Source organism: Ilumatobacter sp. (assembly GCF_039969435.1).
GTDB lineage: Bacteria > Actinomycetota > Acidimicrobiia > Acidimicrobiales > Ilumatobacteraceae > Ilumatobacter_A.
On the sequence record NZ_JBDVNU010000026.1, the window covers coordinates 1 to 12,055 of the forward strand.

The 12,055-nt window shown below is 66.6% G+C and carries 5 protein-coding genes; all 5 read right to left on the reverse strand.

Going from position 1 to position 12,055, the window contains the following annotated elements; translation table 11 throughout:
- Nucleotides 1-221 precede the first annotated feature (221 nt).
- Complete coding sequence (locus ABJK40_RS13440; RefSeq protein WP_348480099.1) at nt 222-1,079, reverse strand: EAL domain-containing protein; 858 nt, start codon at nt 1,077-1,079, stop codon at nt 222-224.
- 73 nt (nt 1,080-1,152) lie between these two features.
- A complete protein-coding gene (locus ABJK40_RS13445; protein WP_348510316.1) occupies nt 1,153-2,328 on the reverse strand; it encodes a SpoIIE family protein phosphatase in 1,176 nt (391 codons plus the stop codon).
- A 202-nt stretch (nt 2,329-2,530) separates the two neighbouring features.
- Nucleotides 2,531-6,451 carry a DNA-directed RNA polymerase subunit beta' gene (locus ABJK40_RS13450; protein WP_348480101.1) on the reverse strand — a complete coding sequence of 1,307 codons (3,921 nt, stop codon included), beginning with the start codon at nt 6,449-6,451 and terminating at the stop codon, nt 2,531-2,533.
- Nucleotides 6,452-6,601: 150 nt separating this feature from the next.
- Nucleotides 6,602-10,231 carry a DNA-directed RNA polymerase subunit beta gene (locus ABJK40_RS13455; protein ID WP_348480103.1) on the reverse strand — a complete coding sequence of 1,210 codons (3,630 nt, stop codon included), beginning with the start codon at nt 10,229-10,231 and terminating at the stop codon, nt 6,602-6,604.
- Nucleotides 10,232-10,638: 407 nt separating this feature from the next.
- The coding region (locus tag ABJK40_RS13460; RefSeq protein ID WP_348510317.1) for an OmpA family protein at nt 10,639-12,055 on the reverse strand (1,417 nt) is incomplete at its 5' end.

Consider the following 12,055-nt stretch of genomic DNA (forward strand, 5'->3'; position numbering starts at 1 on the left):
CGGACGACCCGACAGCACCGGTGAGACTCCCTCGCCCCCACCCCGACCCAGACTCACCGCTGCGGACGACCCGACAGCACCGGTGAGACTCCCTCGCCCCCACCCCGACCCAGACTCACCGCTGCGGACGACCCGACAGCACCGGTGAGACTCCCTCGCCGGTGGGCCGACCCGAACTCACCGATTTGGTGGACGGGGCGATGGGGTCGTCGGGCCGGGGCTCAGATTCCGACCATGTCGAGTTGGGCTGCGACGGCGGGTCGACCGATGAGGTAGCCCTGCACGGCGTCGACACCGAGACTCGCCACCACGTCACGTTCCTGCGTCCGCTCGACGCCGGTCGCCACCACGGTGGCGCCGATCCGACGTCCGACGGCGATCAGCGCGGCGATCTCGGATCTCTGTACATCACTCGCGTCGCACCCGACCACGAGGACCGATGCGATCTTGATCATCTCCGGCTGCAGTTCGGCCACCCGCGGCCCCTGGAAGAACCCCGTGCCGGCCCCGTCCACGGCGACCACCGCACCGTTCTGTTGGAGGCGATCGACGCGTCGACGAAGTTCCTGGACGTCGACGATCTCGGTCTGCTGGGTCAACTCGATCACGACTCGACCGAGGTCGATCTGCTCGAGCACCGATTCGACACCGGGGTCGGCGAGCGCCTTGGCCGAGAGGTTCAGGCCGAGGAACGTGTGGGCAGGGATCTCCTCGAGGCGAGTCACGGCTGCGCGCAGCGTGGTCAGTTCGAGGTCGACACCGAGCCCGTACTCACCTGCCGTCGCGAAGACTCGACCCGAGTCCATCGTGCGCCCGAAGCGCGCCAACGCCTCGTACCCGATGGCCACACCGCCTTCGATGTGTTCGATCCGTTGCAGCAGCACCTCGGGGCTCGCCGTCTTGCCGAACACGTCGCTCATCGCGAAGGTCGTGCACGCGAGCAGGCGACGGCGCAGCTGCGCAGCTGCGTCGGAGTCGACCGCGGCCAGATCGGCGAGGGCATCGTCGATCGCCACGGCCATCGCCTCGTCACAGAGTGACGCGAGCCAGTCGGCCTGGGGGCGGGACATGTCGATCATGATGTACTTCCTTCGTCGGAATCGTGTGCAGACCGCAGCACGGTGCTGTGCGCCCCGCGCCGCTGGCGATGGTTCACCACGGCGTCCGCTCGACCTCGAACCCGAGCACCGTGGCATCGTCTGCCCCGTCGTCACGGAAGGGGTCGACGAGACGCCCGAGCACGTCGACGATCCGGTCGATCGAACCGTTGGTGGGAATCCGGTCCAACAGATCGGCCGCGGTGAGACGCGGACGGATGCCATCGGTGATCCCGTCGGTGTACATCACGAGTCGGTCACCGGGGAACAGCTCCCACTCGGTGCTGGGCCGCCGATCATTGTCGGCGGCGCCGACCGGGCCACCGGGCCGACCGATCTCGCTCGTCTGCCCGTCGCGCACGAGGATCGGGAGCGCGTGTCCAGCGCTGGCGACCGACATCACCAGCCGGTTGCCGCGTCGCCGCAACCGCCCGTGGATCAGTGACGGGGCCGCGTCGGTGCTGTCGTCGACCACGATGGCGTGCAGCTTGGCCAGCATCGCCTCGGGGTCGTCGACGAACGGCCCGAGGGCGCGCAGCGACGCGTGCGCGAGCGTGCCGGCCGTCGACACCGGCGTGCCGCGGTCGAAGACGTCGCCGATGAAGAACGACAGGTCGTCGGGGCCGTCGACGTTGGGGCCGTAGAAGTCCGTGCCCAGGACGTCGTCGTCACCACGACCACGGTGCGTCGCCGCGAGTCGGATGCCCTCGATCGTCGACATCTCGGAGGGGACGAGCCGGGCCTGGAGAGAATCGAGGGTCGACCGCAGCGCGCGGCCGTTGTCGAATTCGCGGGTGATGTCGTTGAAGACGACGATCATGTGGCGTTTTCCGCCGAGTTGGATCGGCATGGTGGCGGTGCTCAGCCACCGGACGTCACCGTCGTCGCCGTCACGGACGCCCATCAGGTCACCGTCGATCGGTACGCCGGTGCGCAGCGTCCTCATTCCGGGGTGTTCGCTGCGCGGGTAAGGCCTGCCGTCCGGATGGATCCACTGCCACTGCGCGTCGAGTGACTTCGTCCCGAGCAGGTTCGACGACGACACGCGGAGGTGGCGGCACGCCACGGCGTTGTGCGACCGCACGGATCCATCGCCGGATTTGAGGACGACACCGTCGTGCATGCACTGCGAGATGCGCATGACGATCTCCCGGGCCACATCGGCGTCGAACAGTTCGTGGAGCAGGGGTTCGGGCTCCATGGTGTCGACGCTGATCGTGGGTGACGCCATGCGAGTTGTTTCGGCACGCAGAGTGAAAACTTCAATCATTTGTCCACCAATTCACGTCACATGGACGGCGTCACCCGTTCTGATCGGCGAACCGGTTGCGAACGCGACGACGGCCCGGGTGTCGCCACCCGGGCCGTCGTCGGATCGTTCGTGCGTCGGGTGGCCAGCGGCCACTCGGGCGGTGCGATCGCACCGCCGTGGGTCAACCGATCGGCTCGGTCTGGACCTGCGCTGCGTCGCTCGAGTACGTGCCGTGCAGGCCGGCGAGGAAGGCTGCGGGGTCTTCCTCGTCCATGCCGTCCGACGTGTAGTACGTCATCGGCTCGTAGTCGGGCGCCTCGATGCCGAACTCGCGGTACTTCGCCATGCCGGTGCCGGCCGGGATCAGCTTGCCGAGGATGATGTTCTCCTTGAGGCCGATCAGGTCGTCGCCGCGTCCGTCGATCGCCGCTTCGGTCAGGACACGCGTGGTCTCCTGGAACGATGCAGCCGACAGCCACGACTCGGTGGCCAGTGAGGCCTTGGTGATGCCCATGAGCTCGGGCCGGCCCTCGGCGGGACGCAGGGACTCCTCGACCATGCGACGGTTGGTGTCGCGGAAGCGCTTCGAGTCGACCCGCTCGCCGGGCAGGAAGCCGGTGCCACCGGGCTCCTGCACGCCGATGCGACGCGTCATCTGACGCACGATCAACTCGATGTGCTTGTCGTGGATCGACACACCCTGGTCGCGGTAGACCCGCTGGACTTCCTCGACCAGGTACAGCTGCGTCTCGCGGATGCCCTTGATCTCCATGATCTCCTTCGGGTCGAAGGGACCATCGACCAGCGGCTCGCCGGCCTTGATGTCCTGACCGTCGGTGACGATCGGGCGCGCACCCAGCGGCAACAGGGTCTCGTGTTCCTCGCCCGCGTCGTCGATGACGACGACGGGGATGCCCTTGCCCTCGTCCTCACGCAGGTGCAACACGCCGGTTGCCTTGGCCAGACGGGCCGAACCCTTCGGCGTACGAGCTTCGAAGAGCTCGACGACTCGGGGCAGACCACCGGCGATGTCCTTGCCCGCCACACCACCGGTGTGGAAGGTTCGCATCGTCAGCTGGGTACCGGGCTCACCGATCGACTGAGCGGCGATGACGCCGACGGCCTCGCCGAGCTCGATCATCTGACCGGTGGCCAGCGACCGACCGTGGCACATGGCGCACACGCCGAGTTCGGCGTCGCACGTGAGCACCGAGCGCACCCGCAGGCGGGTGATCTCGGGATCGTCGCGCAGTGCTTCCATCTCCTCGTCGCCGACGATGGTGTTGCGCGGCAGCATCGAGAACGACTCGCCGTCCTTCTCCATCGGCACCGACAGCGGGGTGTCGTTGAGCAGCGCCCGGCCGTAGAGCTTCGTCTCGAGGTACGCCCGCTTGTTGGCGGTGTCCTCGCCGATGTTCTCGATCCATACTCCGAGGGTCGAGCCGCAGTCCATCTCGCGGATGATCAGTTCCTGGGCCACGTCGACGAGGCGACGGGTCAGGTAGCCGGAGTCAGCGGTACGGAGAGCGGTGTCGACCAGGCCCTTGCGGGCACCGGGGGTGGCGATGAAGTACTCGAGGGTCTCGAGTCCTTCACGGAAGTTCGACTTGATCGGACGCGGGATCATGTCACCACGCGGGTTGGCCACGAGGCCGCGCATGCCGGCGATCTGACGCATCTGGGTCATGTTGCCTCGGGCGCCGGAGCCGACCATCATGTCGATCGGGTTGAACTGGACCTTCTTGAACTCGAGCTCCATCTCCGCCTGCACCTCGGCGGTCGCGTCGGTCCAGATGCGGACCTCCTGCTGACGCCGTTCACCGTCGGTGATGATGCCGCGCTTGAACTGGTTCTCGACCTTCTCGGCCTGACGCTCGTACTCCTCCATCATCCCCTTCTTCGCAGCCGGGGTGCGCACGTCGTCGATCGACACGGTGATGCCGGACTGCGTGGCGAAGCGGTAGCAGAGGTTCTTGATGTTGTCGAGTGTGCGAGCGACGGTGGCCTTGTCGAAGTTGTCCGACAGCCGTTCGACCAGGACGCCCATCTCCTTCTTGGTGATGAGGTGGTCGATGTGACCGAACAGGTCGGTGTACTCCGGCGGCAGGGCCTCCTCGAACAGGGCGCGGCCGGGGGTCGTGGCGAACTTCTCGCCGGGCCCCGTGCGCACCTCGATCGTGGCGTGCAGGTCGAGGGTCTTCTCCTCGTACGCGCGCAGCACTTCCCACAGATGGCGGAAGACACGACCCGAGCCCGTGGCGTCCTCGATGCCTTCGGTGAGGTAGTACCCACCGATGATCATGTCCTGCGAGGGGACGGTGATCGGGCGACCGGACGCCGGCGACAGGATGTTGTTCGCCGACAGCATGAGCACCCGGGCCTCGGCCTGCGCTTCGGCGGACAGCGGCACGTGGATGGCCATCTGGTCACCGTCGAAGTCGGCGTTGAACGCCGTACAGACGAGCGGATGGATCTGGAGCGCCTTGCCCTCGACCAGCACGGGCTCGAAGGCCTGGATGCCGAGACGGTGCAGCGTGGGTGCACGGTTGAGCATCACCGGATGCTCCTTGATGACGTCCTCGAGGACGTCCCACACCTGCGGGCGACGACGCTCGACCATGCGCTTCGCGGTCTTGATGTTCTGCGCGAGCTCGAGGTCGACCAGGCGCTTCATGACGAACGGCTTGAACAGTTCGAGCGCCATCAGCTTGGGCAGACCGCACTGGTGCAGACGCAGCGTCGGGCCGACGACGATGACCGAGCGGCCCGAGTAGTCGACGCGCTTGCCGAGCAGGTTCTGACGGAAACGACCCTGCTTGCCCTTGAGCATGTCGGACAGCGACTTGAGCGGACGGTTGCCCGGCCCGGTCACCGGGCGGCCACGGCGACCGTTGTCGAACAGTGCGTCGACGGCCTCCTGCAGCATGCGCTTCTCGTTGTTGACGATGATCTCCGGCGCGCCGAGGTTGAGCAGACGCTCGAGTCGGTTGTTGCGGTTGATCACACGGCGGTAGAGGTCGTTGAGGTCGGAGGTGGCGAAGCGGCCACCGTCGAGCTGCACCATCGGGCGCAGTTCCGGCGGGATCACCGGCACGGCGTCGAGGATCATGGCCTTCGGGTCGTTGATCCGACGCTCGTGGTCGTCACGACGGTTGAACGAGGTGACGATCTTGAGGCGCTTGATGGCCTTCTGCTTGCGCTGGGCGCTGAGCGGCTTGCGGCCCGAGTCGCCGGGATCGATCGCTTCGCGGAGCTTGATCTCCTCCTCGTCGAAGTCGATCCGGTCGATCAGTTGCTTGATCGCCTCGGCGCCGGTGCCGCCCTCGAAGTACTCGCCGTACTTGTCGCGCATCTCGCGCCACAGCAGTTCGTCCTCGATGATCTTGCGGGCGTGCAGGCCCTTGAACTCGTCCCACGTACGCGAGATCAGGTCGAGTTCCATGTCGTAGCGCTCGCGGATGGCCTCGATCTCCTTGTCGGACTCGCGCTGCAGCTTCTTGAGGTCGGCGGCCTTGGCGCCTTCCTTCTCGGCGGCGGCGACGTCGTCCTCGAGCTGCTTGAAGCGCTCGTCGAGTTCGAGTTCCATCTCCTTCGAGATGACGTCACGCTCTTCGAGGTACTCGGCTTCGAGGTTCGCCGTGGCCTCGTGGCGACCTTCCTCGTCGACCCAGCTGACCAGGTGCGCCGCGAAGTAGATGACCTTCTCGAGCATCTTGGCCTTGAGCTCCTCCTTCGGCTCGATGCCGGCGAGGAGGTAGGCGAGCCACGACCGGGTGCCACGCAGGTACCAGATGTGCACGGCGGGCGCGGCCAGTTCGATGTGGCCCATGCGGTCGCGCCGGACCTTGCTCCGGGTGACTTCCACACCGCAGCGCTCACAGATGATGCCCTTGAAGCGCACGCGCTTGTACTTGCCGCAGTAGCACTCCCAGTCGCGGGTCGGCCCGAAGATCTTCTCGCAGAAGAGTCCGTCCTTCTCGGGGCGCAGCGTGCGGTAGTTGATGGTCTCGGGCTTCTTCACTTCGCCGTGGGACCACGTACGGATCTGGTCGGCCGTGGCCAACCCGATCTTGAGTTGGTCGAACATGTTGACGTCGAGCATGTTGTTGCTTCTTCCCTTGGATTGCTCTTGCGTTGTCAGTCGTTCATCGAGGTGGTGTGGCAGGGGTCTGACCCACTCCACACCATCTCGGAGATGATGTTCCCGGTCGTGGTGTGGAGTGGGTCAGACCCCTGCCACACCACGACGGGCTCAGTACCGTGCGGAGCGCTCGGCCTTCTCGCGCTCGCGGCGGGCGTCGTCTTCGTCGGTGCCACGCTCGGGACGCGAGATGTCGATGCCGAGTTCCTCCGCGGCGCGGAACACCTCGTCGTCGAGGTCGCGCATCTCGATCTGCTGGCCGGTGTCGGTGAGCACCTCGACGTTGATGCAGAGTGCCTGCATCTCCTTCATCAGCACCTTGAACGACTCGGGCACGCCCGGTTCGGGGATGTTGTCGCCCTTGACGATCGACTCGTACACCCTCACCCGACCCAACACGTCGTCGGACTTGATCGTGAGCAGTTCCTGCAGGCAGTACGCCGCGCCGTAGGCCTCGAGGGCCCACACTTCCATCTCACCGAAGCGCTGGCCACCGAACTGCGCCTTGCCACCGAGCGGCTGCTGGGTGATCATCGAGTACGGGCCGGTGGAGCGGGCGTGGATCTTGTCGTCGACGAGGTGCGCCAGCTTCAGGATGTACATGTAGCCACACGTGATCGGCCCGTCGTACGGCTCACCCGTGCGACCGTTGAAGAGCGTGACCTTGCCGTTCAGGCCCACGAGGCGGTCGCCGGAGGCGGACTCGGGGTTGAGGTCGCCGAGGATCTCCTGGATGGTCGGCAGATCGCCCGACTTCTCCTTCTCGTCCCAGTTGGCGCCGTCGAACACCGGTGTGGCGACGAAGGTCGCCGGCTTGGTGTTCGGACGGGTCTTGGTCTCGGTGCCACGGATCGGGTCGTCGCCGATCTTGGTGCCGTCCGGATTCGTCCAGCCCCAACGTGCGCAGTACCCGAGGTGCGACTCGAGCACTTGGCCCACGTTCATCCGGGACGGAACGCCCAGCGGGTTGAGGATGATGTCGACCGGCTGGCCGTCGGAGTTGTAGGGCATGTCCTCGATCGGGAGGATCTTGGAGATGACGCCCTTGTTGCCGTGGCGACCGGCGAGCTTGTCACCGACGCTGATCTTGCGCTTCTGAGCGACGTACACACGCACGAGCTGGTTCACGCCCGGGGGCAGTTCGTCGCCGTCGTCGCGGTTGAACACCTTGACGTCGATGACCTTGCCGACCTCGCCGTGGGGCACCTTGAGGCTGGTGTCGCGCACCTCGCGGGCCTTCTCACCGAAGATGGCGCGCAGCAGGCGCTCCTCGGGGGTCAGTTCGGTCTCGCCCTTCGGGGTGACCTTGCCGACGAGGACGTCGCCCGGGCCGACTTCGGCGCCGACCCGGATGATGCCACGGTCGTCGAGGTCGGCGAGGATGTCGTCACTCAGGTTCGGGATGTCACGGCTGATCTCTTCGGGGCCGAGCTTGGTGTCGCGGGCGTCGACCTCGTGCTCCTTGATGTGGATCGACGTGAGCACGTCGTCCTTCACCAGGCGCTCGGACAGGATGATCGCGTCCTCGAAGTTGTAGCCCTCCCACGGCATGAACGCCACGAGCAGGTTCTTGCCCAGTGCGAGTTCACCGTGATCGGTCGACGGGCCGTCGGCGATGATCGTGCCGACCTCGAGCTTGTCGCCTTCGCGGACGCGTGGCTTCTGGTTGATGCACGTGTCCTGGTTGGACCGGGTGAACTTGTTGAGGCGGTACACCTTCTTGCCCTCGGTCTTGTACTGCACCGTGATGGTGTCGCCGTTGACCTCGATGACATCGCCTTCGTCGGTCGCCTGGATCAGGTCGGCGGCGTCTCGCGCCGCCCGATTCTCCATGCCGGTGCCGATGTAGGGCGCCTCGGCGCGCAGCAACGGGACGGCCTGACGCTGCATGTTGGCGCCCATGAGGGCACGGTTGGCGTCGTCGTGCTCGAGGAACGGGATCAGCGCCGTGGCGACCGACACGATCTGCTTCGGGCTGACGTCGATGAAGTCGACCTCCTCCGGCGGCACGTAGCCGATGTCGGTGGTGGCACCGAAGAAGCTCTCGGCTTCGAGCATCTTGCGCAGGTCCTCGAGGCTGGCCGCCTGAGGCGAGCGACGCACGAGCGTCTTCGGCGCGACGATGCGACCATCGTCGCTGAGCGGGGTGTTCGCCTGGGCGACGACGTAGTTCTCTTCCTCGTCGGCCGCCATGTAGACGATCTTGCCGGTGACCTTGCCGTCCTTGACCTCACGGTACGGCGACTCGATGAAGCCGAACTCGTTGACGCGTGCGTAGGTGGACAGACCGCCGATCAGGCCGATGTTCGGGCCTTCCGGCGTTTCGATCGGGCACATGCGGCCGTAGTGGCTGAAGTGCACGTCGCGCACTTCGAAGCCGGCGCGCTCACGGGACAGACCACCCGGACCGAGCGCCGACAGGCGACGGCGGTGGGTCAGGCCCGACAGCGGGTTGACCTGGTCCATGAACTGGCTGAGCTGCGAGGTTCCGAAGAACTCCTTGATCGCAGCGACGACCGGACGGATGTTGATCAGGGTCTGCGGTGTGATCGACTCGACGTCCTGGGTGGTCATGCGCTCACGCACGACGCGCTCCATGCGGCTGAGACCGATGCGGACCTGGTTCTGGATCAGCTCGCCGACCGAACGGATTCGCCGGTTGGCGAAGTGGTCCTGGTCGTCGAGGCGGTAGCCGGGCTCCTGCTTGACGAGGTGCAGCATGTAGCTGATCGCTGCGAGCACCTCGCAGCGAGACAGCACGTTCTGACCCTCTTCGGGGAAGTCGAGCAGCGGCTCGCCTTCCTCGTTGTGCAGGCCACCGAGGCCGAACATCTCGTCGAGCATGGCGACTTCCTCGCCGAGCTTGCGGTTGATCTTGTAGCGGCCGACCCGGCTGAGGTCGTAACGACGGCTCTCGAAGAACGCGTTGCGGAAGTAGGCCTTGGCCGATTCGACCGTGGGCGGCTCACCCGGACGGGCACGCTTGTAGATCTCGACGAGCGCCTCTTCCTGGGTGGGGGCGATCTCGCGCTCCTTCTCCCACTGACCCTCGAGGAAGTCGAAGTGGGACACGAAGCGATCGAGGAAGCCGGGGGCGTTCATCTCGTCGTAGCCGAGGGCGCGCAGCATCGTGAAGATGCCGAGGCGGCGCTTGCGAGCGACTCGCGTTCCGGCAGTGACGTCCTTGCCGGGCTTGTGCTCGACGTCGAACTCCATCCACTCACCGCGGTACGGGTGGATCGTGCCCTTGACGAGCTGGTGCTTGGTGAGGTTGCGGAGGCGGAAACGCTCACCCGGCTCGAAGATCACACCCGGCGAACGCACGAGTTGGGACACGACGACACGCTCGGTGCCGTTCACGATGAACGTGCCCTTCTCGGTCTGCATGGGGAAGTCGCCCATGAAGACGACCTGTTCCTTGATCTCGCCGGTGTTGCGGTTCATGAACCGGGCGCGCACGAAGACGGGCGCGCTGTAGGTCATGTCCTTCTCCTTGCACTCCTCCACCGAGAACTTCGGGGGCGGGCGCAGGTCCGGATCGAACGGGTCGAACTCCAGCTCGAGCTGGAGGTTCTCGGAGAAGTCCTTGATCGGGCTGATGCTGCGGAACGTCTCCGCCAGGCCCTCGTCGAGGAAGTGCTGGAAGGATTCGGTCTGGACGGCGACCAGATCGGGGAGCTCCAGCGGCTCTTTCAGGTTGCCGAACGAATAACGCTCACGAGACACGGGACGAGTCGCCACGGATCACTCTCCAAGGGGTTCGACGCCAGTACTCGACGCCTTTGTGGGTGCTGCCAGAGGCCGGGGCGCGCAACGACACACTCGAAGGGAGGTGAAACGGAACGACACGCACGGCAACAGACGATCCTAGCCAGGCCCGGCATGCAACATCAACCGCTCTCGGAGCAAAGCTCGACGAGTCGTGATCGAGGTTCTGAAGCTCGGAGCACACCCTGGCTGAGCGGCGCCGAACGAATTCCGGGTCAAGGTAAAGACTTCCGGCGCCGCTGTCAAGCATTGCGTCGTCTTCGTCACCGAATCGCCGGGTCCGGCGGATCACCCGACGGGCCCGACCGGCGACCGCGCCCCAGCGTCGTCGCGCCGAAACCTGCCCGACAGCGTGGCGGTCGGGGCGGCGTCAGGTGGCGTCAGGTGAGGAGGTTCTCGAGGAAGAACTGGATCCGCCGATTCGCGCGTCGGCCTTCGGGCGTGTCGTTCGGGGCGACCGGCTGGTCCTGTCCCGCCCCGGACGTCGTGATCCTGGAGGCATCGATGCCGGGCTCGACGAACCACGACGTGACCGATTCGGCGCGAGCGAGTGGCAGCGCCTGGTTTCCCTCCACCGTGCCGCGGTCGTCGGTGTGCCCGACGACCGTGATCGTCACCGCCGGACGAACGGTCATCAATGCGAGTCCCTGGTTCAGCAGCGCACCGTCCGGATCGAGGATCACCGCGCTGTCGGTGGCGAAGTTGATCGCGTCCTCGACGGTGATGTTGCCGAGGCTGGGGTCACCTGCTGCGGGGTCGACGACGTAGTTGTTGAACACGTTGTCGGGCCCGAGGATCTGCGCCGCGAGTTCCGCCAGCGCATCGCCGGCCTCCTGCGTCGGAACAGCGCCTTCGAGGTGGATCTGCCCGGTGCGCACCACGGCGGTCGACTCGGCCGGCCCGCCGGCGGGCGCCGCATCTTCACCCACCGTGACGGGCGGGTTGACGCCGGTGACGGGGACGTCGACCTCGAACGTCGGATCGCTCGACGGCACGGTCTCGGTTTGCACGGTCTCGGCCGGCACGGTCTCGGAGACCACGGTGGTCTCGGGAGCCAGTGTGGTCTCGGGGGCGACCGTGGTCTGCGGAGCGGGAGCGACCGTCTCCACCGAGGAGTCGACCACGGTGTCGGGCACCTCGGTCCCAGGAGGGACCGGTTCGACACCGTCGACGATGGTCGGGGCGATCACGTCGGGGACCGACGTCGGGGCCGGATCGCGGTCGGGTGTGGTGAGCGGCCCGGGTTCCCCACCGTCGCGCTGAGCGACCAGGAGGGCGCCGATGCCCAGTGCGAGCCCGATGAGCAGCACCGCGAGCAACGCCACGGCCTTCTTGGGTCGGTTGCTCGGTGCGCCGGGGGATTCCGTTCCCGAGTCGGTGATGGCAACGGCGCCGGTGAGGGAGTCCCGCTCGTCGGGAACGAGGATCGACGTCGCGGCCGCGGGTTCGAGCCCAGGCGCCACCGGCGGATCGGCGACCGGCGTCGGCGGTTCGACCGGTGCCGCCGCCTCGGCCGGAGACGGAGTCGCCTCCTCGGACACCGAAGCCACCGAGGTCGCCGGGGGAACCGGTGGTGGTGGTGGTGGTGGGACGACCGGGGGTGTCGGGGTCGCGACCTGGGGAGCAGGCGCGACGGGAAGCGGGACCACGGGAGCGATCGGGACGGGGGTCGGAGTCGGCAGTGCACCCGACGGCTCGCTGGTCCCCGACGGCTCGGCGGTCGGTGCGACAACGGGCGCGGACGGCTGCGGCGCCCGCGCCATCGAGGACTCCCGGGACAGAGTCGGCAGCGGCTGC

Bases quoted from the DNA above. Each gene is read 5' to 3' on its own strand.
- ABJK40_RS13440 (WP_348480099.1), bottom strand. From the start codon at position 1,079: ATGATCGACATGTCCCGCCCCCAGGCCGACTGGCTCGCGTCACTCTGT.
- ABJK40_RS13445 (WP_348510316.1), bottom strand. From the start codon at position 2,328: ATGGCGTCACCCACGATCAGCGTCGACACCATGGAGCCCGAACCCCTG.
- ABJK40_RS13450 (WP_348480101.1), bottom strand. From the start codon at position 6,451: ATGCTCGACGTCAACATGTTCGACCAACTCAAGATCGGGTTGGCCACG.